We start from the raw sequence: 26955 nt of genomic DNA, 5'->3' as shown, positions 1-26955 counted from the left end.
TTTTATTTATTCATCAATACAACAAGACGTTTTCTCAACTTTAGGTTTTAAAGCAACTTTACAAACTCCCGTTTCAGGTAACTTAAGTTCTATACGTTCAGCAGACTCTTTATCACCAGTCATATAAGCAACAACAGATCGAGCCTGCTCATAACCGGTGGCTAATAAAAAAGTAGGTGCTCTTCCATAACTTTTGGAACCAATGATATAAAAGTTTGTTTCTGGTTGTCTCAGTTCTTTTTCACCATGTGGTCGTACAGTGCCACAACTGTGTATGTTAGGATCAATAAGGTCAGCTAGATCCGGCACGCACTCTAATGCTGAATCAAATGTATGGCGAATTTCTCTTAGGAACTTAAAGTCAGGTCTTGCCCCAGTATTCGCAATCACTTCGTCTATATTATCAATTGTTATTTCTTCTTTTTTCTGGAGGCCAATGATTATTAACTTACTATTAAAAGTTTGTTCAATATTTTGAATCAACATTGAAGGGAAGACTCTTACTAACCCTTTATCTAAAATTTGTCTCAATCTAATGCCTAATTGACCTCTTGCAGGCAATTGATCATTGCTTTCTCCTCCGAATACCTCACTAATATCATGCTTTCTTAAAATCCATATAATTTCTGTGTTTTTTGATGTCATTTTTAGCTCTGCCAGCTCAAGCAAAGTGTTTACAGCAGAATGACCACTACCAACCACTGCAACTGTTTTATTCTGATACCGAATCAGATCACGATTTAAAACATCAGGAATGCCATAATAAATCCGATCAGCAACTCTTTTTTCATTTTCAGTCATAATCCCTTCAGCATTTATTGGATTAGGGTTTTGCCACGTACCAGTGGCATCAATAACCGCCTTTGCCTCGTAAGTTTTTTCTTCTTGATTATTTAATTTCACTCGAATGATAAAAGGCACTAGATCTCTGTCTTTTGTTTTGACTTTATCAACACCTTTTTTGCTAATATGGAGAACTGGGCTATTCAAATAAATATGTGGTTTCATTTCTGGTAGTTCAGTTAATGGTTTTAGATATTGGGTAACAATTTCTTTTCCTAATGGGAGTTCATCTTTACAAGGAAGGGGGATCTGGTGTTTTTCTAACAATTCCCTTGCAGCTTGATCAATATTAAACTCCCATGGTGAAAACAGGCGTACATGTCCATAATCTAAAAAATGATTCCCAATTTGTTTGCCTGATTCAAATAAGAGGAATGATTCATTTCTTTTAATAAGATGTGCAGCTGCGGCAATACCAACTGGGCCGCCGCCAATAATAACTACTGGTAAGTTTTTTTTCATTTTATGTAACTCCTTATAAATCAATTTTTTTTGATTAATTAGTTAAAAATAATCCCTTCCTAGCAAGAAGGGCGAAATAAGCAACATAGCTCTGGTGAAAGTAAATGATTCACTTCTTTTTCATTTAAGGAATAATAGCTCCATGTACCTCTTGTTTCTTTTATGATTAAATCTGCATCTAATAAGATTTTTAAATGATATGACAATTTAGATTGTGTCATCTGAAATTGCTCAATTAGATCACAAACACAAGTAGGGCCGTTTTCGCAAAGAACGTTTAATAAATGCAGCCTTTTTTTATCAGATAATGCTTTGAACTTCAGTTCGTAATGCTCAAATGTATCCACTAGCTGTTTATTTTCTAAGGGAAAGGAAAGGGACATAGAATTCTCCTTTTTCATTAATCAATTTTTTTTGATGAATAAATCATAAAATAAATTAAAAAGAAAATCAATCGATAATTTTTATGAGAATAAATTTTTGTTTAAATTCATATAATCAATTGATTATATAAGTTTTCGGTTATATAATGTTGAAGGAGTTGATAACAAGGACCGTCACTTTTGAAAAGGGAGGAATCTTTGTGACTACAGATGTTTCAATTGGTGTGACACATATGTCGAATTGTTTAAAAACACTCAGTGATCAAACAAGACTGATCATGATGAAATTGTTTTTGGAGAAAGAATATTGTGTGTGTGAACTGGTAGATATGTTCGAAATGAGTCAACCAGCGATTAGTCAGCATTTACGAAAATTAAAAAAAGCTGGATTTGTTCATGAGAACAGAAAAGGGCAGTGGCGTTATTATTCAATCAATACACTGTCTCCAGAATTTGAGACGATTCGGATCATCTTAAATCAAATTGATAAAGAAGATGACCTTTTAAAAAGTATACAACATAAAGCAACAAACATTTCTTGTTCGTAAGGAGGGATGGGTTTGAGTTTTGCTGTTTTATCATTAATCATATTTTTGTTAACTTTGCTACTGGTTATTTGGCAGCCAAAAAATTTATCCATAGGGTGGTCCGCTTGTGGAGGAGCTATTTTAGCATTAATCGTAGGTGTTGTGAATGTAGACGATGTGATCACCGTGACAGGCATTGTTTGGAATGCGACTTTAGCTTTTGTCGCCATTATCGTCATTTCACTCATCCTTGATCGAATCGGCTTTTTTGAATGGGCAGCATTGCATATGGCAAAGGCTGCAAAAGGCAGTGGGCTACGTATGTTTGTGTATGTGACCATCCTTGGTGCAATCGTCGCTGCTCTATTTGCAAACGATGGTGCAGCACTTATTTTGACACCCATTGTTTTAGCCATGGTCAGAGCATTACACTTCAATGAAAAAATTGTATTCCCTTTTATTATCGCGAGTGGGTTTATTGCAGATACAACGTCGCTTCCACTTGTCGTAAGTAATTTGGTGAACATTGTAACAGCCGACTATTTCAACATTACATTTATTGAATATGCATCCAGAATGGTTGTTCCAAACCTTTTTTCATTGCTAGCGAGTATCACTGTGCTGTACCTTTTCTTTAGAAAGAGTATACCAAAACGCTATGATATGACTGAGTTAAAGCAACCTAGGGAAGCAATAAAAGATTCAAAGATGTTTAGATTATCTTGGTATATATTAGCTTTTTTGTTGATTGGTTATTTTGCAAGCGAATTTTTATCTATACCTGTATCGGTCATAGCTGGAGTGATTGCTATTTTATTCTTGGTCATTGCACAAAAAAGCCCTGCTGTTCAAACAAAAAGCGTTCTAAAAGAAGCTCCCTGGGCGATCGTTTTCTTTTCCATAGGTATGTACGTTGTTGTCTATGGCATGCGAAATGCAGGGCTTACTGATGCTCTTTCAAGCGTGATTCAAGCTGTAGCAAATCAAGGTTTATTGGCAGGTACTCTTGGTATGGGATTTATCGCAGCGATTCTTTCATCTGTCATGAATAATATGCCGACGGTCATGATCGATGCATTAGCCATTTCCGGCACCGATACACAAGGAATGATGAGAGAAGCGTTAATATACGCAAATGTCATTGGTTCTGATTTAGGACCAAAAATTACGCCCATTGGCTCCTTAGCAACACTACTATGGCTCCACGTCCTTTCTCAAAAAGGTGTGAAGATTTCCTGGGGGACATATTTCAAAATAGGGGTCATTTTAACTGTACCAACGCTATTCATCACACTTTTAGCATTGTATTTCTGGCTAATGATTATACATTAAAGGAGACGATCAACATGTCAAAGAAAACAATATACTTTTTATGTACCGGTAATTCTTGCCGCAGTCAAATGGCTGAAGGTTGGGCTAAAAAATATCTTGGAGATGAGTGGAAGATCTATAGTGCTGGTATCGAAGCTCATGGATTAAATCCGAATGCTGTAAAAGCAATGAAAGAAATAGCGATTGATATTTCTCATCAAACGTCTGACCTGATTGATCAGAAGATATTGCATCACGCTGACTTAGTCGTAACATTATGCGGTGACGCAGCTGATAAATGCCCGATGACTCCTCCTCATGTCGAACGTGTCCATTGGGGCTTTGATGATCCAGCAAAAGCAGAAGGAACAGAAGAAGAGAAGTGGTCATTTTTCCAAAGGGTAAGAGATGAAATTGGAGATCGATTGAAACAGTTTGCTGAGACTGGAAAGTAACTTCTTGTAATGAAAAATGGATTCACCTTCAGCATGGTGAATCCATTAAAGTTTATTTTAACTTTAACCGACAAATACTTCTCCCTCAGGATAACGTATTGGGCTTCTCGTTCGTTTCATAAAGATAAATACGATGGTGAGAGAACCTACTCTACCAATAAACATAAGGATCGCCAGAATAACCTTACCTAAAAACGTTAAATCCGGAGTCAACCCCATTGAAAGACCTACCGTACCAAATGCTGAGAAAGTTTCAAAGACAATATCAATAAAAGGAGCTTTTTCAGTCATAGTCAATAAAAAAATAGTGATAAACACAAAACATAAACTGATAAAACTAATAGATAATGCCTTAATAACTACATCATGTTTTATTGTACGTCTATAGATAACCGGTTCTTTATTCCCTTTCAGAAAATGCAGGACAGAGATCAAAATGATCATCATCGTTGTTAACTTAATTCCGCTTCCTGTGGACGCACTTCCCGCACCAATAAACATAAGAAGCATCATAAGAGTTAAAGAGCTTTCATGCATATGTGCTATATCAATCGAATTAAAACCTGCAGTTCTTGGTGTTACAGCTTGAAAATAAGAGGCCCAAAATTTATCAAGAAGATTCATAGAACCTAGAGTATGGGGGTTTCCAAATTCCATTAAAAAGATGAGTAAAAGCGCAACACCATTTGTTATGAGGGTTCCTATGATCATCAGTTTCGAATGGATTGATAACAATTTAAATCTCCGCTTATTCCAAATGTCAAATATCACTGTAAATCCAAGACCACCAATGATAAACAGGAAGGTGATGGTCAAATTAATCAGTGGATCATGTACATAGTCCATCAAACTATTTGAAAAAAGAGAAAAACCAGCGTTATTAAAAGCAGAAATGGCATGAAATAAACTGATGTACATCCCTTTAAAAAAACCATATTCCGGTATCCACCGAAATGATAATATACACGTAGCCATTAACTCGAATGTTATTGAAAAGATAAACAAAACCTTTATAAGACGTACAATACCACCTATATTTGTCAGATTAAAAGCCTCTTGAACCAATAATCTCTCTCGTAAACCTACCTTTTTACCAAATAACAAAATGACCATGACAGCTAAAGTTAGAAAACCAAGCCCACCAATTTGTATCATCAGCATAATGATAATTTGTCCGAATAAAGTAAAGGTTGTTCCAGTATCAACCACAGCTAAACCTGTAACCGTTGTAGCGGAAACAGCTGTGAAGAAAGCATCAATGATTGAGATGGATTCAACAGTGGAGATTGGTAGAGTTAAAATAAATGCCCCTATCACTATGACCGTCAAAAATCCAAACAATAAAATTTGAGGAGGCGTTAATTTTACTGGTTTTTTAAAAAAATGATCGTATTTAAACATTTCCTATCCTACTTTCACTCACTTGAAATTTTAATGTTATTATATAACGAATAGGGATAGGAATGTTTATCTCTGATGTTTTTATTTAAATAGAGAAAAGATTTGATAGACAACAAAAGGAGTCATTAAAATGCCAAAAAAAGAATTTGCTGTTATCGGGTTAGGTCGTTTCGGGGGAAGTATATGTAAAGCATTAAGTGAAGAGGGACTTGAAGTGCTAGCTATAGATCTAAATGAAGATCGTGTAAACGAATATGCGCAAATCGCTTCGCATGCAGTCATTGGCGATTCAACAGATGAAGCCGTATTGAAAAACTTAGGAATGCGAAACTTTGATCATGTCATAGTGGCTATAGGTGAAAACATCCAGGCTAGTATTTTAACAACCATTATATTAAAGGAACTTGGTGTTAAGCTGGTAACGGTAAAAGCACAAAACGACTACCATGAAAAGTTACTAAATAAAATTGGGGCCGATCGAGTTGTTCATCCAGAAAGAGATATGGGGAAAAGAATCGCGCATAAAATCATTACAAATAATGTCATCGAATACTTGGAGTTATCTGATGAATATGGACTAATTGAGGTTGAAGCAAACGGCCATTTAGAAAATCAGTCATTACTTGACCTTGATATTAGAGCAAGATATCAAATCAATATTGTAGCTATCAAACGAGGGAAAGAAGTGATTATTTCCCCGCTTGCTCATGAACAAATTCAGAAAAACGATATCTTAATTGTAATTGGAGCAATGAAAGATATCGCTCGTTTTGAAAGAAATGAATTACAAGGTTAATGATCACCCTAAGTCCAATACATCTGTGAACGGGGCGATGGAGTTCGCCTAAAGCCTATTTGGAGGACTTATGATGTCGTAGCATACGACATTGCACATCGCTCTTTTAAACGTTTACAGGGTGAAGGGGAGTGATGATTAATTGCTATTGGAGAATTTCTACAAGCAGTACTGGATATACAAAAAAGTGAGACTAATGATTTATCTCCGGCTTAAAGGATTTGTGGTGACTATTTAATGATACGTGCAATTCATGGTTCGCATTAACAGATGCATAAAAAATATCACCCATTTTCAGATCTTTCTTTTGTAACTCCTGAATAAGCCACTGTTCATTTAAATGTAATTGAGTGAGAATCTGATTTTCTATGTTACCTTCAATAATAACAGGATAAGCAATATTATCAGATGCTTTTTTAATTCCTAAATCCTCTGCAGTAATAGTCAATTTATGTGGTTTTTTAAAAGCTGTTAGTTTCCCATTTGGTTCGATTAAGGCTATCTCTACATCATTTACATCAAAAATATCTTTTTCTCTTAACATTTGTAAGACATTATCTAAGGAATATCGGATTTTTTTTAAATTTCCTACAATAAAAACACCATTTCGGATAACAATAGTTGGTTCAAATGTTATCATTCGTTCAAAAGCTCGGTGTTTTAATTTCAATTTTGATACAATAATTTGTAAGACCCCTATAGCTATTATTGTTAAAAATGTATACACATGAGGAATATCCGGATCAGCGATATCTGCCCCTGCCACAGCACCAAGTACAATAATGATCAAGAAATCAAATACAGGCACTTCTCCGATGGCCCGTTTTCCCATAAACAATGTCATAATTAAAAGACAGGGGATGATAGTAATGATCCTTCCATACACCTTTAAGATTTCCATTAATGTTTCCATTATTTATTATCACCATTGTATCTAAGCCCCAATTCTCTAGTAGATGAGGCGATATTTGGAATGATCAATTTGTTTTTCATCTTCAATCACTCAACAACCTTTCTTAACTTTTTGGATAATGGTAAGGAGAGTTCTTATTTTATGGTTAGAACGTTTTTTTATCATGGTAAATTGATACAGATTTTCATGTAAATAAACTTTGATAATGAAGACCACTGATGGGAGGAAAGAACATGATTGAATTTTTGTCATAGAGACAAGGGAGCTGTTCAAGCAAGTAAAAGACGTAATTATCATTGGAAACATGTATAGAAAGATGGGTATAAAATAATTGATCTAAATTCACCTTTATATTTTCTTTTTAGTTTACATAATATATATTCTAGGAAGTTAAGCAACAATTGAATTTTCTTTGTCTCATTATTAAGTATACTTATCTTATTGAGATAAAATAAAAAATGAAAATCCAACGGTTGATTCGTCAGATTTTCATTCCTCTAAATGTTTTAAGATTTTTGCAGGATTCCCGCCAACAATCACATTTGACGGAACATCTTTTGTCACAACGGATCCTGATGCAATGACAGCATAATCTCCGATTGTCACACCTGGATTGATAATGGCACCGCCGCCAATCCATACATGATGTCCAATTGTAACTGGTTTGCCGAATTCAATACCTGTTTGACGTTCTTCCGGATTTAACGGATGTCCAGCTGTATATATATGTACATTCGGACCTAACAAACAATGATCTCCAATTGTAATCTTGCAAACATCTAATAACACAGCATCAAAATTCGCAAAAAAATGCTCACCAACCTCGATATTGTATCCATCATCACATTGTATTCTGCCTTCAAACACCACATCTTCTCCGCAAGCGCCTAAAAGCTCCTTTAAAATGGCCATTCTCTGTGATGGCTCATTTGTTTGCTGATAGGCAAATGTCAATTGTCGCGCTTTTGCTCGATCTGCCATCAATGTGTGGTCATTTGGGTGATAGTATTCTCCCTTGATCATCTTTTCTTTTTCTGTTTTCATGTTCATCTCCCTTTTATTGAAACTTCATTCATCGTTTGAATGAATGCCTCGGTGAATTGTGTCGTCGTCTCATTTCCTCCTAAATCCTTCGTTTTCAAGTTCTTTTTTAAGGTCTCACCAAGAGTATGTTCGATCAGACTGGCTGTCTGTTTTAATCTTTCATCTTGATATTTCACATGTAGCCAGTTACAAAGCATCACTGTAGAAAGAATCATGCCCATTGGATTGGCGATATTTTGACCAGCAATATCCGGTGCTGAACCATGTGCCGCCTGTGCCATCGCTTGATTTTCGTTACAATTTAATGAGGGTGCCATTCCTAAACTGCCGACTAGTTCCCCTGCAAGATCAGATAATATGTCGCCAAACATATTTTCTGTCACAATCACATCAAAATCACCTGCACGTCTCACTAAATGAGCAGCCATCGCATCAATATGAATATCCTCAACCTCCACTTGTGGATATGCTTTCGCTACCTCTTGACATGTTCGTAAAAACAAGCCAGATCCTAATTTGATCACGTTCGCTTTATGAACAATGGTGACTTTCCCCCTCCTCTCCACTGCACGTTGAAAGGCTGCGTGGGCAATACGGGTAATTGCTTTTTTTGTAAACACACCTGTAGATATGGCGACATCTGGTGTAATCATCCACTCTCCTGTCCCCTGATACATATTCCGGTCTGGATAAAAGCCTTCTGTATTTTCTCGAAAAATGACAAGGTCGACGCCACTGGCAACGCTTTTCACACCTGGTAGCGATTGCGATGGACGAATATTTGCAAATAAATCAAATGTATGACGCAGTTCTCCACTTGGATTTCTTCTTTCTTTCAATAGATCAGGATATGAAGCTGAATCATGAGGTCCTAATATCCAGCCATGGCATTTTTTCAAGACGGCTATTGTAGATGCTGGCACTGGATCTTGATGAGAATGAATGGCTTCAGCACCGATAGGACACTCTACAAATTCCAAAAATGGTTCATTGAACTGTGACAACGCTGTCTTTAAAATACGCATACTAGAATCAATAATTTCCGGTCCAATCCCATCTCCCTTTAAAATACCTATTCGATATGACATATGTATCGCCCCTTTTGTCTTTATTCTATCAAAGAATGATGAAGTTGGAATATTTTCTTCATGATGATCCTCCCTCATGTTATTTACGAATCAAGAAGTCTCCTTTATAATCGAGTAGATTTGTTCTGTAAGACTACATAGATATGAGGGATTAGATGAAATTAAAGTGGTATAAAGCGATCATTGTTATTTTTACGATGTCTGGGATCTCCATCTCCACTTGGTTTTCAAGAACACCAGAAGTGAGAGATTTATTGCAAGCAGATACTGGCACAATGGGACTCATTTTACTCGGCTTATCTGTAGGTTCCATTGTCGGGCTGATTCTTTCCAATGTATTCGTTCGAAAAAAAGGCGGCCGTGTGGCGATTGTGGTCAGCGCTTTTTTGATGTTTATTGGATTCTCAACCCTTGCAATCGGCGCCGCCCTCTCTTCTACGCTAATTGTCACTGCTGGTCTTTTTCTTTTTGGTTCAGGCTCAGGCATGTGCAATGTAGCCATGAACTTAGAAGGAACGGAGATTGAGTATCAGATCAAGAGAACGATCCTGCCGATTTTGCATGCTTCTTTCAGTATTGGAACGTTAATTGGTGCAGGTGCCGGAATACTCTTTATTTATTTAGGTGTGTCTGTCCTCATTCACCTTCTCACCATTGCACTCCTTTTCTTTCTCAGTATCCTGATTTGTACACGGTTTATTCCGCACGGGACAGGAAAAGATCAGGATGAGACGCAGACAGAATCAGTTGAGGCTTCTCAAACATCATGGCTGAACAAACGAACGATCTCATTAGCGATGATTGCCTTATGTCTCGCATTTGTAGAAGGTTCTGCAAATGATTGGATTCCACTAGCAATGGTTGATGGCTATCAGGTTTCTCATTCAATGAGTACGGTCATCTATGCATTATTTTTGTGCGGGATGATTAGTGGCAGACTATTGAGCGGACGTTTCATTGATCGCTTTGGCAGGGTGCTATTGCTAAGAATCGCGATCTTATCTGCTGCCGCCGGACTATTCTTGGTGATTTTAAAGATTTCACTCGTCGTGTGTATGATATCTATCTTTTTATGGGGACTTGGCGCGTCCTTAGGCTTCCCGCTGACCATTTCAGCAGCTGGTGATGATAGCCGCTATGCTGTCAAACGTGTCAAACGTGTCAGTATCGTCACTTTATCTGGGTATACAGCCTCTCTATCAGGGCCCCCTGTTTTAGGACTGCTCGCCAATCAAGTCGGACTGCTTCATGCGTTTATTTTTGTTCTGTTTGCCATTTGTATTGCGGGAATCTTCACAAAAGCTGTTGCAAAACCGACATCAATACATTCTTTTTAAAAAGTGCCAGATCTTTGATCTCGGTACTTTTTTTAAATTTAATAAATAAAATTGAAACATTTCATGAAGTGAAACAGTCCTATAGATGTCTTGATGTTTAGCGCTTTTTAAAGAGGGAAAGTAAAAAAATAAGACTTTTCAAATAACTGAAAACGTGGTAAGATCATGAAAATAAACAGGAAGGGGTGAGAAAAATGAAAAAAAATATGCTGTTAAAATTAGCAGTCTTATTCATAGCACTTGCAAGTTTTCATTTGTTCTCAATGCCTCATTCCGTTCAGGTATACCATCATGCAAAGGTGGTTGCTGATCAAGAATCACATGAAATGAAAATCGTTCAGACAGTAGGCGATGAAAAGAAACAAAAACATGTGAACGCAGTATTTGCGGCATTTACAGCACTGCTAGTCATTGGCAGTATGGCAGCTGGATTTGCACGCATCACTTATACTGATCGATTTGACCGGAAAAAGAAGCATTTACTTGCAGTGTTCTACCAGTCTTCGAATTTCCGAGTAGCTCGTGTTAACCCAACCATTTAAATCAAACAAAAATTGGGAGGTTTTACACGATGTTATTTTTCTTAAGAGTATTCATTCTAGGTCTATTCTCTGTCACTTCACTTTCTCTTTTCGTTTACCAAGGAATTGAAGTAGTGCATGCCATCACAAGCATGTTTGGCAATCACGAGAGTTAAATTGACCTCATCATAAAAAACCCCCTGCCTTACGCAGGGGGTTTTCATTTTGCTTATTTATTGTCATCTTGGTCAGATGCAGCAGGTGATAAAAGAACTTGAGTTACTTCTCCCTGCTCTTCCTCATCTAAAATAAACGATCCATTGCTATAACGATCATTTGCCCTTAGTGTGGAAATATCGAGCGGGATCGTGGCACCCTTTTCCGTATCAATCTCAAGTGTATCGTGCAGTGAAGCAGCAATCACAGCAACAATTCTGTGAGGGTTTTTCTTTAATTCTCTTAGCATGATCACTCCACGTTTTGCTCTTGATGTCTTATCAAATTCAGAGAGGTTCATCCGCTTCACAGCACCTCTTTGTGTCGTGAGAACAAGCACATTGTTCTTCGGATCAATGATTTGTCCAGAAACCACCTCGTCTCCGTCCTTCAAATTGATGCCTTTCACACCAGCCGCTCTCGGACCGACCACACTCACTTCTTCTTCATCAAACCATAATCCATAGCCATTTTTCGTTGCAATAAACAATTCTTGCTGACCTGTTGTAACATGAACATCTACAAGTTCATCATCACCTTTTAAATTCAAGGCGACAAGCGGTTTTGAATAACGCTGCGCTTTATATTGGAGAAGCTCTGTTTTCTTCACCATACCGCCTTTTGTGAAGAACAGGAGATACGATGATTCATCGAATTCTTTAATTGGGATCGCTTTTTGAATGGATTCATCCCGATCAATCGAAATAATATTCGTAATGTGCTGCCCCATGTCTTTCCAGCGTATATCTGGCAACTGATGAACTGGACAGTAAATGTAGCTCCCTTTATTCGTAAATAGCAGAAGAACATCTGTTGTATTCATTTCAAACTGGTGAATCAGTCGGTCTGTATCCTTCATACCGAAGTCCTTACCGTTTGATGCAGCATAGGAACGCTGGCTTGTCCGTTTGATGTATCCATCTTTTGTAACTGTGACGTACACGTCCTCTGATGCGATCATCACTTCAAGGTTAATCTTAATTTCTTCAATTTTTTCCTCAATGACAGATCGTCTTTCATCAGCATACGTCTTTTTCAACTTCTTCAAGTTGTTCGTAATGACTTTAAACAGCTTCTTCTCATTTGCTAAAATGTCTTCAAGCTCTGCAATTCGCACGTCAAGCTCTCTTGCTTCGTCTCTTAGTTGAGTGATATCTGTATTTGTTAAACGATATAACTGGAGAGAAACAATCGCTTCTGATTGAGCTTCTGTAAAATCATATTTCTCCATCAAATTGTTTTTCGCATCACGCTTATCATTAGACGAACGAATCGTCGCAATGACTTCATCTAAAATGGAAAGAGCTTTAATTAATCCATCTACAATATGATGACGTTCTTTTGCTTTTCGAAGCTCGTATGCTGAGCGGTTCGTCACCACTTCTTTTTGATGAGCAATGTAAGCGTCTAGTACAGTTGTAAGCGTCATTAAAGTCGGTCTTCTGTTATGTATCGCGACCATATTAAAGTTATATGGGATTTGCAGATCAGAATTTTTATATAAGAAATTCAAGACACCATTCGCATCCGCTTCTTTTTTCAGCTCTACAACAATCCGAAGGCCGGTACGATCCGTCTCATCCCGAACCTCAGAAATTCCTTCTACTTTTCTTTCAATGCGGAACTCGTCCATCTTTTTGACAAGATTGGCTTTATTCACTTCATAAGGAATTTCTGTGATCACGATTTGCTGGCGTCCACCGCGGATGGTTTCAATCTCCGCTTTTCCGCGAATCATAATCTTTCCTTTTCCTGTTTCATATGCCTTCTTAATACCATCCACACCTTGAATAATCCCGCCTGTTGGGAAATCTGGCCCTTTGATGACTGTCATTAAATCCTCAACCGTACAATGCGGCTGTTCGATTCGCTTAATCACGCCATCAATCACTTCTCCTAGATGGTGCGGCGGAATATCAGTCGCATAACCGGCTGAAATCCCTGTTGATCCGTTCACAAGAAGGTTGGGAAACATCGCTGGTAAGACAACAGGCTCTTTGCTTGTATCATCAAAGTTCGCGACAAATTCGACTGTCTCCTTGTCGAGGTCCTTTAAAAGCTCTGATGCAATGGCAGAAAGCCTTGCTTCCGTATAACGCATGGCAGCAGGAGGATCTCCGTCGATACTCCCGTTATTTCCATGCATCTCAATCAGCACGTTTCGCACTTTCCAATCCTGGCTCATTCTCACCATTGCTTCATAAACAGATGAATCACCATGCGGATGATAGTTACCAATGACGTTACCGACTGTTTTGGCAGCTTTACGGAAGTTTTTATCTTGTGTATTTCCTTCTGCATACATCGCATATAAAATTCTTCGTTGTACAGGCTTTAATCCATCACGTGCATCTGGAAGTGCACGATCTTGGATAATATATTTACTATAGCGACCAAAACGGTCCCCAATCACTTCTTCTAACGGTAAATCATGAAATCGTTCTTGTTGTGCCATGTTTAAACCTCCTCAGCTAGCGACAAGTTTTCATTTTCAAGAATGTTGCTTTCCTCATCAAGTCCAAAGGCGACATTCTTTTCAATCCATTTACGGCGTGGTTCTACTTTGTCACCCATCAGTGTCGTGACGCGGCGCTCCACCCGTGCAGCATCATCAATCTTCACCCTGACAAGCGTTCTCGACTCTGGATTCATTGTCGTTTCCCATAGCTGGTCGGCATTCATTTCACCTAAACCTTTATAGCGCTGAATCGTATATCCTTTTCCAACTTTCTTTAGTACGTCATCCATTTCTTCATCAGACCAAGCATATTCAATGACTTCTTTCTTCCCTGAGCCTTTGCTGACTTTATATAAAGGAGGAAGGGCAATGAATACTTTGCCATGCTCAATCAGCGGCTTCATATAGCGGTAGAAGAATGTAAGCAATAGAACCTGAATATGCGCCCCATCTGTATCAGCATCTGTCATGATGACAATTTTGTCATAATTGATGTCTTCTACATTAAAATCGACACCAACCCCGCCGCCAATGGCATGGATAATGGTGTTGATTTCTTCGTTTTTGAAAATATCCGCAAGCTTTGCTTTCTCTGTATTAATGACCTTTCCTCGAAGCGGTAGCACCGCTTGGAATTTTCGATCACGTCCTTGCTTGGCTGATCCACCAGCTGAGTCGCCCTCTACTAGATACAGTTCATTTCTTGCCGGGTTTCTAGATTGAGCAGGTGTTAATTTTCCGCTGAGTGTTGCTTCAGATTTTTTCCGTTTCTTGCCGCTCCTTGCTTCTTCTCTTGCTTTTCTAGCCGCTTCTCTTGCCTGCTGCGCTTTAATCGCTTTTTTCACAAGCAGTGTTGCCGTTTCGCGGTTTTCTTCAAGGAAATAAGCCAATTTTTCAGAAATTACGGCATCAACAGCTGACCTTGCCTCACTCGTTCCAAGCTTTCCTTTTGTTTGTCCTTCAAATTGAAGAAGTTCTTCAGGAATTCTGACAGAAATAACAGCTGACAGGCCTTCACGAATATCCGTACCTTCTAAATTTTTGTCTTTTTCTTTTAAAAGGGTCACTTTGCGTGCATATTCATTAAAGGCTCTCGTCATGGCCGTTTTTGCACCAGACTCATGCGTACCGCCATCTTTGGTTCTTACGTTATTGACGAACGACAAAATATTTTCTGAATATCCGTCGTTAAATTGAAAGGCAAAATCGACTTCAATGGACTGATGTTCCCCTTCAAACGAAACGACTTCACTAAGTACATCCTTTTCCTCGTTTAAATAAGCAACGAACGCTTCAATACCTGTCTCATAATAAAAAGTTTCCTGCACATCATGGCGCTCATCAATCAGCTCTATTTTTAGCCCTTTTAATAAAAAGGCTGATTCTCTTAAACGCTCTGATAATGTATCAAAATTATAGGTGGTGACACTGAACATCGTTGGATCTGGCTTAAAATGAATCAGCGTACCGGTCTTTTTCGTTTTTCCGATTTTTTCAAGTGATGTGACTGGCTTTCCGCCATGTTCAAAGCGCTGGTGATAAATAAATCCATCGCGTTCTATCGTCACGGTGAGCCACTCTGAAAGTGCGTTCACAACGGACGCCCCAACCCCGTGAAGTCCACCACTTGTTTTATAACCACCTTGACCAAATTTTCCGCCTGCGTGCAGGACCGTTAAAATGATCTCTGGTGTCGGTTTTCCAAGCTTATGCATACCAGTAGGCATTCCGCGTCCTTTATCTTGGACGGAAATGCTGTTATCTTTATGTATTTTGACAATGATATGATCTCCATGGCCAGCGAGCACTTCATCGACAGAGTTGTCTACAATCTCATAGACAAGGTGATGAAGACCGCGTGAATCCGTCGATCCAATATACATCCCTGGACGTTTACGGACCGCTTCAAGCCCCTCTAGCACCTGAATAGAATCATCGTTATAATCTACTTGCTGCTTTTTAACCAAATGCTTAATCCCCTTTCACTAACAAACATAACCGGCTAATCATCAATGATCTCTCTAGATTTTAATGATGATCATGCTGCTCATTACTGTCCACTTTAATAAGCTGCATCATCACCATGCATGTGTGATTCAGTGATACATGCTCTTTTGCACGGTTATGAGAATGTTCTACATTCTGCAATCAGAACTAGAAGTCCATTATAAACAAGACTGTTTCATAAGCCAAATGCAATCATATGATGGTTTTAGCAAAACAGAACAAATGTTCTATATTTATCTTATCGCTCTTTTTCTCGATATGCAAGGTCACCGATAGGTCCCTGTCGCCTTATTTTATCGCTTTCTTCTAGAATCGCAAATATATTTCTGCAACAAAAAAGCAAAAATCCTTGAAAAACCAAGGATTTTTGACGATTTAATGAGTTTTTGTCATCGCATGAGCCACTTTGATACATAAGTCCATGATGGCGACCTTGCCATTTTCCTCAATCAGCCTTTTCGCTTCTTCGTGATATATGCCTTGCTGCGCCCAAAAAACAGGTGCGTCTATTTCAAGAAATTCTTTCGCCACCTCAGGCAAAAACTCGGAACGTCTAAAGACATTGACGATATCAACAGGCCCTTCTATGTCTTTTAAAGAGGCGACCGCTTTTACCCCAAGTGCTTCATCAATCGTTGGATTGACAGGAATGATGTCATAACCGGCATCTTGCATGGCTTTTGAAACCATATAGGACGTTCGGTGCGGCTGATCTGACAAACCTACAACTGCAATTCGCTTACTGCTTTTTAATATACGCCCAATTTCTTGTTTTGAAGGATGATTCATCCAGACACTCCTTTTCTTCTATTTTAGCGAATTTCTTGTTAAAAACAAAGCTGAATTCATCGGCCATCGTTTTTTTCAAAAAAAGATCGCCATGTTTTTCATAAGATCATGTTAAAATGTAAGACAAGAGGGAGAATATAAAGGAGTTATGCAGATGTTAATTGCTTTGATGTTTATTTTGGCTTATCTTCTCGGCAGTATTCCATCAGGTCTCATTGTCGGGAAAGCTGCAAAGGGAATCGATATCCGTGAACATGGCAGCGGGAACCTAGGTGCGACGAATGCATTCCGTACACTAGGTGTGAAAGCAGGATCCATCGTTATCACCGCTGATATTTTAAAGGGGACTCTTGCTTCGGCTTTACCGTTTTTCATGCAACTGGACATTCATCCCTTATTAGCAGGAGTGGCTGCTGTTATCGGTCACAGCTTTCCTGTCTTTGCAAAATTTAAAGGGGGAAAAGCGGTCGCTACATCAGGCGGCGTGCTGTTATTTTATGCCCCGTTCTTATTTATCACGATGATCGCTGCTTTTTTCTTATTTTTATACATTAGTAAATATGTTTCATTATCATCTATGCTGACTGGGATCTACACATTCATTTACAGCATATTCACCCAAGATCTATTTTTAATTATTGTTGTTGCTGTTCTTGCTGGCTTTGTGATCTTCAGACACATCGCCAACCTCAAACGAATTCTCAACAAAACTGAACCGAAAATCAAATGGCTTTAGCCGTTTCATCAATTTAAATATGTGGTAAAAGTAAAGAAAAGCTGTTTTTGCATCCTGCATTTAAAAACAGCATGACTTCAAAAAGGGGCGATCACATTGAAATTAACGATAAAAGATGATGCACTCAATTGGTACAAGAATGAACTGGATTTAGAAAAAGGTGATCATGTTCGCTTTTTTGTCAGATATGGCGGGTGCAGTAATGTACAAAAAGGCTTTTCTCTCGGCGTCGCAAAAGATGAACCTCAAAATGCCGGCGCAACCGCTGAAGTAGAAGGCATTACTTTCTTTGTGGAAGAAAGTGATATTTGGTATTTTGACAACCATGATCTGCATATTGATTATAACGAGTCCGTGAAAGAACCAGAATTTCATTATGAATAAACAAAAAAGATACCTCATCCCTCGGGTATCTTTTTTGTTTGTCACTCAATATAAAGTCCATACTCCTGAATGTTTCCTAACGACCGCTCTTTTTGCAAAATCCGTTTTTGCGAATCACCGATGAGATCAAAATGAGGAAAACCTTCGCGAACATGGATCCATTCTTTCTTTAATCCATGCTTTTGTCCCCAAGCGATTAATTGCTCCATATCCTGACAGGCTGCCTTTGTGACAGTATTTGCATGCGGAAAACGGTCATCAAGCCAATAGTGTGTCAAAAAGGCCACATTCCCTTGCCGAACAGCTGATTTCCAAGCATTCAAATCTCTTCTTTTAATTCCAAATGCCATGAATCAAACCTGCTTCTTGGACTGTTCGTATACGCTGTGCCATGCAGGGAAAGCTTTTCTAAATTGAATCGGTCTAAAGGTTTCTTTGTCCACACAAATATGTGAGGTGGTCCCTGTAATAGCCGTTTGTCCATCAGGTTTTTGTATTTCATAGCCATACACTGTTTTCACGCCGTTATATTCTTCTATCCATGTGTGAACTGTAGCCGTTTCACCGTACAGTAGTGGTTTCTTATATTGAACCTGAAGATCGACAACAGGTGCAAGGACACCGTCTGCCTCTAACTGGGCATAGGAAAAGCCTAATTCTTTAATTAACGCTGTTCTGCCGACTTCCATCCAGATTAAATAGTTGGCATGATACACAATACCCATTTGATCTGTTTCTGCATAACGGACTTCTATTTCTTTTTTAGATACATACACGTTTTCATCGCTCTCCTATCAAAACCTAACGTCTCTGACATTTTACCACATTCCAAATGGTTCTTCTAAAAAGAGGCAATAAAATAAACCAGGAATCCCTGGTTTATTCAGTGTAACCGCTCTTTCTTGCTGCTTCCTCGTCCTTTATTTCAGAACGCATTGCGTCAATACTTGTTCTACGGTTTTCATTTTTTTGCTTGATCATCTGCTTTTCTTCCTCTGTTGAAAGACCCATTGCTGCTTCAGATTCATCAATATTTTCAAGTGTGTTTTCGATCATATCCTGCAGCTTCTCAACATTATCAGAACGATCATCTGGATTGGATTGATATGACTTGTCATTCATCATGCTTCCCTCCTATTATTCGCCCTTCGTCTGTATCACATCAGGCTGTTCATTCGATTTATTATGCATCTTTTTGCCTTTATTTCGTTTGTATGCTACAGGTTTTGTCCCTAAATGGTCTGGTGTAAACTGCGCTTGTTTATCATGCTCTCTACCCATCATTCATCCCTCCCTCTTCTTTAGGATGAACGAAAAAGGTCAAATCATAACTTATTTCTGTCTAAATCGCTCTTCCAACTTTTCTTCAAGCTGGTTTAAAAATTCCTCATTGCTTAATAATTCTTTTTTATTTTCAAGCACAAGTTCTTCAAATGTACGGCGCTTTCTTCTTCTCATGTCTATCACCACCTCCACTCTGTTCATACCATTTTCGCCAAAACATTTAGAAAATAAGCAAAAAAGAGCTGAATCATTATAGATCCAGCTCTTTTTCAATTTCTTTTTTTGTGAGCATTTGATGCTTTACAGTCAGGATACGCCCTTTTTCATCTAGTATGTATGTCGTCGGATAGGAAAGTACCTGATATCTCGCTTGAATACCTTTTTGATCTAATAAAACAGGAAAACTGACCTTAAGTTCCTCAATAAATGAGGCGACGTGATCCACACTCTTTTCAGTGTTCGTCAAATTCACCGCTAGTACCTCAACTTGGTCATTTTCACTTCTAATTGCGTCTAGATCTGGCATTTCTGTTCGGCAAGGCTTACACCATGTCGCCCAAAAATTGAGGAGTACTTTTTTCCCTCGATAATCAGATAACGATGCCGTTTTGCCATCAAGGGTTTTGAGCTCAAAATCAGGGGCTTTGTCCCCTGTTTCAAGACCGATGGCAGGTTCTTTTGGTCCGAATACATTCCATGCAAGTAAACCAATCAACACAAGTAAAACAGCGCTTGCCATTCCTTTTTTCCACATGATTGATCCTCCACTATGTTAAAAAAGAAGAGAAAGCTGTCTAAGCGCCTTCTCTTCTTTGCTTTATTAGTTGCTTGCCAATTTTTCACGCAATACCATTTGAAGGATACCACCATGACGGTAGTAGTCAATTTCGACTTCACTGTCAAAGCGAACAATTACTTCAAATGTTTTCTCGTTGCCATCTGTATCAATTGCTTTTACAGTGACAAGATCACGCGGACGAACTGTTTCATCAACATCTACTTCGAATGTTTCTGTTCCTGTTAGTCCATAAGTTTCTGCACTTTCTCCATCTTTAAACTGTAAAGGAAGTACACCCATGAAGACAAGGTTACTTCTGTGGATACGCTCAAAGCTTTCCGCTAGAACGAATTTAATTCCAAGAAGATTTGTTCCTTTTGCAGCCCAGTCACGAGAAGAACCCATGCCGTAATCTTTACCTGCTAAGATCGCAAGACCAGTTCCATCTTCTTTATAACGCATGCATGCGTCATAAATCGATGTCACTTCACCAGTTGGCCAGTAGGTTGTATACCCACCTTCTGTTCCTGGTGCGATTTGGTTTTTAATACGGATGTTTGCAAAAGTACCTCTCATCATAACATGGTGGTTACCACGGCGAGATCCGTATGAGTTAAAGTCTCTAGGCGATACGCCTCTTTCTTGCAAGTATTTACCCGCAGGTGTGTCTTTACCAATTGCTCCAGCAGGAGAAATATGGTCTGTTGTGACAGAGTCACCGAACTTCGCCACTACGCGCAATCCTTTAAGTGGTTCAACTTTACCAGGTTCAACTGATAAGTTTTCAAAAAATGGCGGGTTATCAATGTATGTGGAATTTTCATCCCATTTATACAATGCATCATCCGTCGTTTTAATTTCATTCCAGCGGTCATTGTTGTCAAAAACAGTTTCATACTCTGAACGGAATAGCTCAGGTGTGACAGTGCTTTTCACGACGCTGTTGATTTCATCCATTGATGGCCAAATGTCATTGAAATAAACGTTCTCGCCATTTTTATCGACACCGATCGGATCTTTTGTTAAATCAATATTCACCGTACCAGCAAGTGCATAAGCCACAACTAATGGTGGAGATGCAAGGTAGTTTCCTTTTACAAGCGGGTGGATACGCCCTTCAAAGTTACGGTTACCTGATAAAACAGAAGTGATCAGCAGATCATTTTTAGAGACAGCATCTTCAATTTCTTTTTCAAGCGGTCCTGAGTTTCCGATACATGTTGTACAGCCATACCCAACAATGTTAAATCCGAGGTCTCTTAAATATGGAAGAAGTCCCGAATTCACGAGGTACCCTGTTACAACTTTAGAACCCGGTGCTAGTGACGTTTTCACGTAATTTGGCACCTTCATACCGAGCTCACTTGCTTTTTTCGCAACAAGACCTGCTCCGATTAAGACGTATGGGTTCGATGTATTCGTACAGCTCGTAATCGCTGCAATCGCAATCGCACCTGTCTTCATCACAGCTTTTTCACCATTTGCTAGATCAAATTCGATTTGTTTGTCCAGCTCTGATTTTTCTAAGCCAAAACCTTGGTTACCAGCTGGGCTTTCGATGTGTTTATGGAACGTCTCTTTCATTTGAGAAAGTGGAATCAAATCTTGTGGACGTTTAGGACCAGATAAGTTTGATTCAATTTGAGAAAGATCAATTTCCACAACATCAGTAAAGATTGGCTCTTCTGCATCCGGCGTATAGAATAAGCCATTTGCGCGAGAATATTCTTCAACGATATTAATTTGCTCTTCATCACGTCCAGTAAGGCGAAGGTAAGCTAGCGCTTCTTCATCTACTGGGAAGAATCCGCAAGTTGCACCGTATTCTGGCGCCATGTTCGCAATTGTTGCACGATCTGCTAACGGCAATTGTGCAACACCAGGTCCGAAGAACTCGACGAACTTGTTAACTACGCCTTTTTCACGAAGAACTTGTGTCACTTTTAATGCAAGGTCAGTTGCAGTTGTTCCGTTTGGAAGCTCTCCAACTAATTTAGCACCAATAACTTCTGGTACTGGGAAGTATGAAGGCTGACCGAGCATACCAGCTTCTGCTTCGATACCGCCAACGCCCCATCCAAGTACACCGATACCGTTAATCATTGTTGTATGTGAGTCAGTACCAACTAATGTATCTGGGTAAGTGATGATCTCGCCATCTTCTTCGATTGCATGAACAACACTTGCAAGATACTCTAAGTTCACTTGGTGAACGATCCCTGTTGCAGGCGGAACAGCTTGATAATTGTTAAACGCTTTCTTTGCCCAGCTAAGGAAGTTATAACGCTCTGCGTTACGTTCGAATTCTAAATCCATGTTAATGTTTAATGCATCTTCAGTTCCAGCTTTATCGACTTGTACAGAGTGGTCAATGACCAGGTCAACTGGAATTTCAGGGTTGATTTTATCTGGGTCTCCGCCCACATCTGCCATTGCTTTTCTTAAAGAAGCAAGGTCAACGACAGCTGGCACACCCGTGAAGTCTTGTAAAATAACACGAGAAGGTTTAAATGGAACATCAATTTCTTTTACCTCGGCAGTTCCCCATTTTGCCAAGTTCTCAACGTGTTCCTTCTTGATCACTCTACCGTCTACTTGGCGAAGCACTGATTCTAACAGTACCTTAATGGAATAAGGCAATTTAGAAACATTTCCGATTCCTTGTTTCTCGAGTGCTTCTAACGAATAATAGTGATACGTTTTCCCATTTGTCGAAAACGTTTTTCTAGATTGAAAAGCGTCTTGTTTAGCGACTTGCTGCTGTTTCGACATGTCCAAAATCCCCCTTTTGATGATCAAGATCAATTTCAATTCTCAGAAAAATCGTCGTATTTCACCACAATTTTCTCACAATTTCATCTTAAAACAAATTCATACATAAGTAAATAACAATGCTTTTATTAAATTCAATAAGTTTAGCTTATCACAAGGAAATGATTACTCCTCATAAACTGAGCAGCACGGGTTCATACTAATGCTGAGGTGATAGAACATGACAAAAAGAAAAGCAAATCATGTCATTGACGGCATGAACGCAGCCAAAAGCCAAGGAAATGGTGCAGGCTATATAGAAAATGATCAGCTCGTTTTAACAGAAGAACAAAAGCAAAACAATAAAAAGCGTAAAAAAAACCAATAAGAAAGGAGTGAGAAATGATGACGAACAAAAACACTGGGAAAGACATACGTCAAAACTCTCCTAAAGAGCATCAAGGCGGGCAGCCTGAGCCACTATCAGGCAGTAAAAAAGTGAAAAACCGCAACCATACAAGACAAAAGCACAATTCACATCATGATATGTAAACATTTTCTCTTAAGCCCGTGACCAAACGGGATGTTTTAGGTCTTTCACACATTTCAGCTTTCATCATATGATTTATTATGAGATGTGATGGAGGAGTGTTTATGGAGAATGAAAAGCAAGTGAATTCCTCTGATTTTCTTGAAATAAATGATTGGCTGAGTGTATTAATGGACGATCCTTTTGCATGGTATGACGAACAGCTCCCAATAGATCTTTACGAAACAAGCCGTGATTATATTATTGAGATCGACCTCTCCACCCTATCGATCACTGATTTAAAACTGACCTTTTCCGGATGTGAGCTCATCCTCGCTTATTTGATCGATGAAAGAGAACAGCCGATTGAAAAAAGTGTCATGCTCCCTTTTTATTTGAATGACAAAGACATTGATACAGATTACGAAAACAGAATCATATCAATCAAAATCAAAAAGGATGCCCATCGTCAAGACGGAGCATTTTCCTTTCAAATGCCACACTTCAAACATTAAGAGCCCGCCTGTATACAGGCGGGCTCTCTTCCGTTCGTTTCAAGTCAATACCTTGTGCGAACCACCATGGCCAAATAGTAGAGTCGCTATACAATAATGTATTCCTTTTCTACTAAATGGTTTGGGTCATTCTAGTAAATGGGCGCCTCTTGATCAAAAAAGGCGTTTATAGAAAAAAACACATACATTTTTGTTATTTTCTTCTACCTTCCCTTCATGTAAAATAGAATAGAGAGAAGGGATATAGGGAGTGAGAACATGTTAAGCGGCTGGTTTTTGTGGTTCATTTTATTTTGGGGTACAGTGATGATTGGATTACTAGCAATCGGTGGCTTTTTTATGTTTCGCAAGTTTTTAAAACGATTGCCGAAAGAAGACGGGAAATCAGAGCTTGATTGGCAGGATGAATATATTCAAAAGAGCCTGCACCTATGGCGCGATGAAGACAAACAGCTATTAAATGAGCTAGTATTACCGGTTCCAGAACTGTTTAGAGATGTCGCCAAAGAAAAAATCGCCGGTAAAATTGGCGAGCTGGCACTTAAAGAACAAGCGGCCAGCATTAATTTAGACTTAATCATTCGCGGCTATATTATCGCTACACCGAAGCGGGATCATAAATTTCTACTAAAGCGCCTTCAAGAAAAAAAGATCGACCATTCGCCATATGAATCTTTATTAAAATAACCTCCTTTTTGAAAAGGAGGTTTAATTTATTTGGGCCTGCTGCAGATCTAATTGTTTAGATATCTTTCTAAACGACAAATACATCGCAACCCGCCAAGGGACAATCATGCCAAAGGCTAGAATCCAAAACATCCCGCTAAGCGCACCATAATCAATGGAAGAGCTTAAAATCGTCTTCATTCCGATACGAAGGACAAGAAGCCCAATGAGAATAAACACAAATGCTTTTGAACGCTTCAAATAGATTTCATTACCTCTAATTTCAAATTTCGATGTTTTAATTAAAAAGATAGAGAAAAACATCCCTACAGTAATCGCCTCTAAAAATTCAGCTCCAGTTACTTGAAACATTGGCACAAAAAACATCAGTGCACCAGTGCTCATAAAGATAGGAGGTAATATAATTTTTTTCGCGGTTGCAGGTTTTGCAGATGATTTAATGCGAATAAACATGACGGCTACCGCCATACATACCGCCACTATAGAAGAAATTATGATCATCATATCAAATCATTCCTTTATTCTTTAAGGTCAGTCTATGTATAATATACTCCAATTGACGAAAAAAAACCATTCGCCGCGACTGTAGAAAACGATTTCAAAAACCCGTAAATCCTCCAAATAATGATGAGAACATAATAATGATCCATGTCAGAAGATCAAAGAACAGCAAGATCCCTACTACGATCATAATAATCCCGCCAGTTTTCATGATGAGCTGCTGACGCTTTCTGATCCAAGCCATTTTTGTGATGAAAAAGGAAAGAACAAAAAATGGGATAGCAAAACCTAATACATACGCAATCATGTAGGTCACAGCGGACTCTGGCTTGTTGCTGGCAAGTGTGATGACAGCTGATAAAATCGGGCCGGTACATGGTGTCCAACCAGCAGCAAAACCCATTCCGATGAGAATCGATCCAAAAAAACCGGCTGGACGATTTTTAAACTGCAACCTCTTTTCTCCCATTAAAAAAGAAGGCTGAAATACACCAAGAATCATAAAGCCAAAGAAAATAATGAGAATGGCACCAATTTGACGAATCGCATCTTGATATTCAATGAAAAACTTCCCAACAAACGATGTCCCAAATCCAATGGCAATAAAAATGAGAGAGAACCCAATTAAAAAGAATAATGTATGAAGCAGACTTCTTCTTCTCAGCATCACCTTCTCAGATTTCACTTCATCTATACTAACGCCCGTAATATAGGATAAAAAGGCTGGATAAAGTGGCAGACAGCACGGTGAGATAAAAGATAGAAACCCTGCTCCAAACGCTAAAAAGTAATTCAAATCTGACAAAAGAACACCCCCTTCTTACAATATACAATAAGAGATGACAAATTCATTTCATTTTTTTTACATCGCCTCAATAAAGATGGTCTAATCTCTTAAAACCTTATATAATTTAATTTGACATCAAGATACCAAACCCTTTAAATTTGAAAATAAACCTTAAAATGGATATAATAGAATCGATTCTTTTTATCAAGATTTGCATGAAAGGAACATGACTTTGGTAAAAACATCATTATTAACTCAAATTGAAGAAAAAAGAGAAGAGCTGATGAAAGTTGTCTTGCATAATGGGATGACATCAACAGTGACCATCGAACATAGCCAGCAGCTAGATCATCTCCTCTTACAATATCAACGACACTTACACTCAAACTCAGCCAACTAATGATATCTCAAGATAGAAACAAATGCCGCACGATTTTAGAAAAGTTGATATGTGTGACAATAAAAGAAACGAAAACCTCTGCTCACAGGGGTTTTTTGTTTTGTCTTTAACGGACGGTTCACGGCAAAATAAAAACCACTTTCCCTGCTTTATTCATGCAAGTACAGTGGTTTTATGCGTCTGATGAAGGTGACTTCAATAAAGAAAGGGCATCGCTTGTCCAATCTTTAGGGACCATGTTCCATCTATGATCATAATAACGTACGTATTATTTCGCTTGGTTGTTCATGGCTTTCATCATTTGATTGATTTTCTTTTGGGACGGTTTCATGCCCATTTGCATCATCATCATTCGAAGCATTTGTTCATTAATTGGTGGATTCTTTTTCAAGTAGCTCATCATATACTTACGAGCAATAAAGAATCCGAGTGCAACTCCTGCAAGCAGTGCAACAACGCCTACAAGGATGACAACCCATAAATCCATAATTCTTCCTCCTTCATGTTGTCTCGTATAAAGTGTACTAAACAAAAGGCTATTATACAACATTTCACGTTCAATTTTATTTTTTTAAACAAAATTCCTCACTTTTACCGGATTGAGCCACCCGTGCTTCTTTGATCCAAAGTCCATAGCCAGGAAACAAGGACTAATTTTTCTGAGTACTTCAAAAAACACCGCTTCTGCCTCATAACTGCCTGTGGCAGACATTTGAATGTAACGGTCTTTTATAATGAATGCGGCTGTGCCTTTTCCATCTGGCAGCGATGCACTGTATATTGAGCCTATTTGTGTATAGTGAATGTTGGTTAAATTGTTCATTAAACGCTGGTGCATATGAAAAGCAGGGATTCGTTTCGTTACATAATCCACTTGCTTAACAAGCATGACTAATTCGTCATCACTGCGGTTCGTCCAGTGTAACGATTCAAACAAATGAAACAAAATAGATTCTCTACCAAAATAATGATGAGCAAACTCATCCTCAATCCAATAAATATAATAATGGCGTTCCATGTCTATCCCTTCCTTTCACATTTCGTCAATCTCG

At 38.6% G+C, this 26955-nt stretch carries 34 protein-coding genes; 14 read left to right on the top strand and 20 right to left on the bottom strand.

Features of this window, described 5'->3' with window-relative positions:
* Positions 1-6 precede the first annotated feature (6 nt).
* Both ACNO7B_RS08915 and ACNO7B_RS08910 read right to left on the bottom strand, forming a co-directional pair.
* Complete coding sequence (locus ACNO7B_RS08915) at positions 7-1305, bottom strand: NAD(P)-binding domain-containing protein (protein WP_417901424.1); 1299 nt, start codon at positions 1303-1305, stop codon at positions 7-9.
* Positions 1306-1364: 59 nt separating this feature from the next.
* Positions 1365-1688 carry an ArsR/SmtB family transcription factor gene (locus ACNO7B_RS08910; protein ID WP_165378873.1) on the bottom strand — a complete coding sequence of 108 codons (324 nt, stop codon included), beginning with the start codon at positions 1686-1688 and terminating at the stop codon, positions 1365-1367.
* Between the two features lie 200 nt (positions 1689-1888).
* Between ACNO7B_RS08910 and ACNO7B_RS08905 the strand changes: the two genes are divergently transcribed.
* The 3 genes from ACNO7B_RS08905 to arsC are packed head-to-tail and all read left to right on the top strand — an operon-like array spanning position 1889 to position 3981.
* The gene (locus ACNO7B_RS08905; protein ID WP_025207408.1) at positions 1889-2236 is read left to right on the top strand and encodes an ArsR/SmtB family transcription factor; all 348 of its coding nucleotides are present in this window, start codon (positions 1889-1891) and stop codon (positions 2234-2236) included.
* 12 nt (positions 2237-2248) lie between these two features.
* On the top strand, positions 2249-3547 hold the full coding sequence (locus ACNO7B_RS08900) for an arsenic transporter (RefSeq protein ID WP_417901423.1): 1299 nt from the start codon (positions 2249-2251) through the stop codon (positions 3545-3547).
* A gap of 14 nt (positions 3548-3561) precedes the next feature.
* A complete protein-coding gene (arsC, locus tag ACNO7B_RS08895) occupies positions 3562-3981 on the top strand; it encodes an arsenate reductase (thioredoxin) (protein WP_417901422.1) in 420 nt (139 codons plus the stop codon).
* Positions 3982-4044: 63 nt separating this feature from the next.
* On the opposite strand, the gene ACNO7B_RS08890 is transcribed toward arsC, so the two are convergent.
* Complete coding sequence (locus ACNO7B_RS08890) at positions 4045-5382, bottom strand: TrkH family potassium uptake protein (protein ID WP_035700955.1); 1338 nt, start codon at positions 5380-5382, stop codon at positions 4045-4047.
* Positions 5383-5512: 130 nt separating this feature from the next.
* On the opposite strand from ACNO7B_RS08890, the gene ACNO7B_RS08885 reads away from it, so the two are divergent.
* Positions 5513-6178 (top strand): potassium channel family protein, encoded by a 666-nt coding sequence (locus tag ACNO7B_RS08885; protein WP_035700953.1) that lies wholly within the window; start codon positions 5513-5515, stop codon positions 6176-6178.
* Between the two features lie 193 nt (positions 6179-6371).
* Here the strand turns inward: ACNO7B_RS08885 and ACNO7B_RS08880 are convergent, their stop codons facing one another.
* The 3 genes from ACNO7B_RS08880 to ACNO7B_RS08870 form a co-directional block, all read right to left on the bottom strand.
* Positions 6372-7091: a DUF421 domain-containing protein gene (locus tag ACNO7B_RS08880; protein WP_411237907.1), complete on the bottom strand. Its 720-nt coding sequence runs from the start codon at positions 7089-7091 to the stop codon at positions 6372-6374.
* 489 nt (positions 7092-7580) lie between these two features.
* Positions 7581-8135: a sugar O-acetyltransferase gene (locus ACNO7B_RS08875; RefSeq protein WP_417901421.1), complete on the bottom strand. Its 555-nt coding sequence runs from the start codon at positions 8133-8135 to the stop codon at positions 7581-7583.
* Positions 8136-8137: 2 nt separating this feature from the next.
* Positions 8138-9301, bottom strand: a complete 1164-nt coding sequence (locus ACNO7B_RS08870) for an isocitrate/isopropylmalate dehydrogenase family protein (protein WP_417901420.1) — start codon at positions 9299-9301, stop codon at positions 8138-8140.
* A gap of 77 nt (positions 9302-9378) precedes the next feature.
* Between ACNO7B_RS08870 and ACNO7B_RS08865 the strand changes: the two genes are divergently transcribed.
* The 3 genes from ACNO7B_RS08865 to ACNO7B_RS08855 all read left to right on the top strand — a co-directional run bounded on the left by ACNO7B_RS08865 (position 9379) and on the right by ACNO7B_RS08855 (position 11257).
* Positions 9379-10560: an MFS transporter gene (locus ACNO7B_RS08865; RefSeq protein ID WP_417901419.1), complete on the top strand. Its 1182-nt coding sequence runs from the start codon at positions 9379-9381 to the stop codon at positions 10558-10560.
* Positions 10561-10754: 194 nt separating this feature from the next.
* Positions 10755-11102: a hypothetical protein gene (locus tag ACNO7B_RS08860; RefSeq protein WP_366963174.1), complete on the top strand. Its 348-nt coding sequence runs from the start codon at positions 10755-10757 to the stop codon at positions 11100-11102.
* A 29-nt stretch (positions 11103-11131) separates the two neighbouring features.
* On the top strand, positions 11132-11257 hold the full coding sequence (locus tag ACNO7B_RS08855; RefSeq protein ID WP_008343787.1) for a hypothetical protein: 126 nt from the start codon (positions 11132-11134) through the stop codon (positions 11255-11257).
* Positions 11258-11310: 53 nt separating this feature from the next.
* On the opposite strand, the gene parC is transcribed toward ACNO7B_RS08855, so the two are convergent.
* The 3 genes from parC to ACNO7B_RS08840 form a co-directional block, all read right to left on the bottom strand.
* A complete protein-coding gene (parC, locus tag ACNO7B_RS08850; RefSeq protein WP_048001482.1) occupies positions 11311-13752 on the bottom strand; it encodes a DNA topoisomerase IV subunit A in 2442 nt (813 codons plus the stop codon).
* Positions 13753-13754: 2 nt separating this feature from the next.
* A complete protein-coding gene (gene parE, locus ACNO7B_RS08845; protein WP_007499323.1) occupies positions 13755-15722 on the bottom strand; it encodes a DNA topoisomerase IV subunit B in 1968 nt (655 codons plus the stop codon).
* A gap of 415 nt (positions 15723-16137) precedes the next feature.
* Positions 16138-16551: a CoA-binding protein gene (locus ACNO7B_RS08840; RefSeq protein WP_417901418.1), complete on the bottom strand. Its 414-nt coding sequence runs from the start codon at positions 16549-16551 to the stop codon at positions 16138-16140.
* Positions 16552-16705: 154 nt separating this feature from the next.
* Between ACNO7B_RS08840 and plsY the strand changes: the two genes are divergently transcribed.
* Positions 16706-17287 (top strand): glycerol-3-phosphate 1-O-acyltransferase PlsY, encoded by a 582-nt coding sequence (gene plsY, locus ACNO7B_RS08835; protein WP_008343794.1) that lies wholly within the window; start codon positions 16706-16708, stop codon positions 17285-17287.
* Positions 17288-17383: 96 nt separating this feature from the next.
* Entirely contained in the window at positions 17384-17671 is a 288-nt protein-coding gene (locus ACNO7B_RS08830) for a HesB/YadR/YfhF family protein (protein ID WP_008343795.1), read from the top strand.
* A gap of 41 nt (positions 17672-17712) precedes the next feature.
* Here the strand turns inward: ACNO7B_RS08830 and ACNO7B_RS08825 are convergent, their stop codons facing one another.
* From ACNO7B_RS08825 to acnA, 7 genes are all read right to left on the bottom strand, one after another.
* A complete protein-coding gene (locus tag ACNO7B_RS08825; protein WP_019744130.1) occupies positions 17713-18021 on the bottom strand; it encodes a hypothetical protein in 309 nt (102 codons plus the stop codon).
* A gap of 3 nt (positions 18022-18024) precedes the next feature.
* Entirely contained in the window at positions 18025-18447 is a 423-nt protein-coding gene (locus ACNO7B_RS08820) for an acyl-CoA thioesterase (protein WP_008343800.1), read from the bottom strand.
* 103 nt (positions 18448-18550) lie between these two features.
* The gene (gene tlp, locus ACNO7B_RS08815) at positions 18551-18793 is read right to left on the bottom strand and encodes a small acid-soluble spore protein Tlp (protein ID WP_017359579.1); all 243 of its coding nucleotides are present in this window, start codon (positions 18791-18793) and stop codon (positions 18551-18553) included.
* A 15-nt stretch (positions 18794-18808) separates the two neighbouring features.
* Complete coding sequence (locus ACNO7B_RS08810; protein WP_008357830.1) at positions 18809-18952, bottom strand: acid-soluble spore protein N; 144 nt, start codon at positions 18950-18952, stop codon at positions 18809-18811.
* A 51-nt stretch (positions 18953-19003) separates the two neighbouring features.
* Complete coding sequence (locus tag ACNO7B_RS08805) at positions 19004-19129, bottom strand: FbpB family small basic protein (protein WP_003211002.1); 126 nt, start codon at positions 19127-19129, stop codon at positions 19004-19006.
* 76 nt (positions 19130-19205) lie between these two features.
* Positions 19206-19709, bottom strand: a complete 504-nt coding sequence (locus tag ACNO7B_RS08800) for a TlpA disulfide reductase family protein (protein WP_417901417.1) — start codon at positions 19707-19709, stop codon at positions 19206-19208.
* Between the two features lie 66 nt (positions 19710-19775).
* On the bottom strand, positions 19776-22505 hold the full coding sequence (gene acnA, locus ACNO7B_RS08795; RefSeq protein ID WP_417901416.1) for an aconitate hydratase AcnA: 2730 nt from the start codon (positions 22503-22505) through the stop codon (positions 19776-19778).
* A 220-nt stretch (positions 22506-22725) separates the two neighbouring features.
* Between acnA and sspO the strand changes: the two genes are divergently transcribed.
* From sspO to ACNO7B_RS08775, 4 genes are all read left to right on the top strand, one after another.
* A complete protein-coding gene (gene sspO / locus ACNO7B_RS08790) occupies positions 22726-22872 on the top strand; it encodes a small acid-soluble spore protein O (protein WP_017359581.1) in 147 nt (48 codons plus the stop codon).
* 17 nt (positions 22873-22889) lie between these two features.
* On the top strand, positions 22890-23036 hold the full coding sequence (locus ACNO7B_RS08785; protein ID WP_003211331.1) for a small acid-soluble spore protein P: 147 nt from the start codon (positions 22890-22892) through the stop codon (positions 23034-23036).
* Between the two features lie 102 nt (positions 23037-23138).
* The gene (locus ACNO7B_RS08780; RefSeq protein WP_417901415.1) at positions 23139-23528 is read left to right on the top strand and encodes an Hsp20/alpha crystallin family protein; all 390 of its coding nucleotides are present in this window, start codon (positions 23139-23141) and stop codon (positions 23526-23528) included.
* Between the two features lie 258 nt (positions 23529-23786).
* A complete protein-coding gene (locus ACNO7B_RS08775) occupies positions 23787-24215 on the top strand; it encodes a DUF2621 domain-containing protein (RefSeq protein ID WP_007499335.1) in 429 nt (142 codons plus the stop codon).
* 21 nt (positions 24216-24236) lie between these two features.
* Here the strand turns inward: ACNO7B_RS08775 and ACNO7B_RS08770 are convergent, their stop codons facing one another.
* Both ACNO7B_RS08770 and ACNO7B_RS08765 read right to left on the bottom strand, forming a co-directional pair.
* Positions 24237-24719, bottom strand: a complete 483-nt coding sequence (locus ACNO7B_RS08770) for a CcdC family protein (RefSeq protein ID WP_268418670.1) — start codon at positions 24717-24719, stop codon at positions 24237-24239.
* Positions 24720-24813: 94 nt separating this feature from the next.
* A complete protein-coding gene (locus tag ACNO7B_RS08765) occupies positions 24814-25521 on the bottom strand; it encodes a cytochrome c biogenesis CcdA family protein (RefSeq protein WP_008343813.1) in 708 nt (235 codons plus the stop codon).
* Positions 25522-25729: 208 nt separating this feature from the next.
* Here ACNO7B_RS08765 and ACNO7B_RS08760 point away from each other — a divergent pair, with 208 nt between their 5' ends.
* Complete coding sequence (locus ACNO7B_RS08760) at positions 25730-25903, top strand: aspartyl-phosphate phosphatase Spo0E family protein (protein ID WP_369810454.1); 174 nt, start codon at positions 25730-25732, stop codon at positions 25901-25903.
* A gap of 268 nt (positions 25904-26171) precedes the next feature.
* Here ACNO7B_RS08760 and ACNO7B_RS08755 read toward each other — a convergent pair whose 3' ends face one another.
* Positions 26172-26390 (bottom strand): YneF family protein, encoded by a 219-nt coding sequence (locus ACNO7B_RS08755; RefSeq protein ID WP_003212379.1) that lies wholly within the window; start codon positions 26388-26390, stop codon positions 26172-26174.
* A gap of 84 nt (positions 26391-26474) precedes the next feature.
* Positions 26475-26921 (bottom strand): sporulation inhibitor of replication protein SirA, encoded by a 447-nt coding sequence (sirA, locus tag ACNO7B_RS08750; RefSeq protein WP_007499339.1) that lies wholly within the window; start codon positions 26919-26921, stop codon positions 26475-26477.
* Between the last annotated feature and the right edge of the window lie 34 nt (positions 26922-26955).

It is taken from the genome of Bacillus sp. AK25, assembly GCF_048270685.1.
GTDB classification, from domain to species: domain Bacteria; phylum Bacillota; class Bacilli; order Bacillales; family Bacillaceae; genus Bacillus; species Bacillus altitudinis.
Note: the sequence above shows the minus strand (reverse complement) of the source record. Positions and strands in the feature narration are given on the sequence as shown.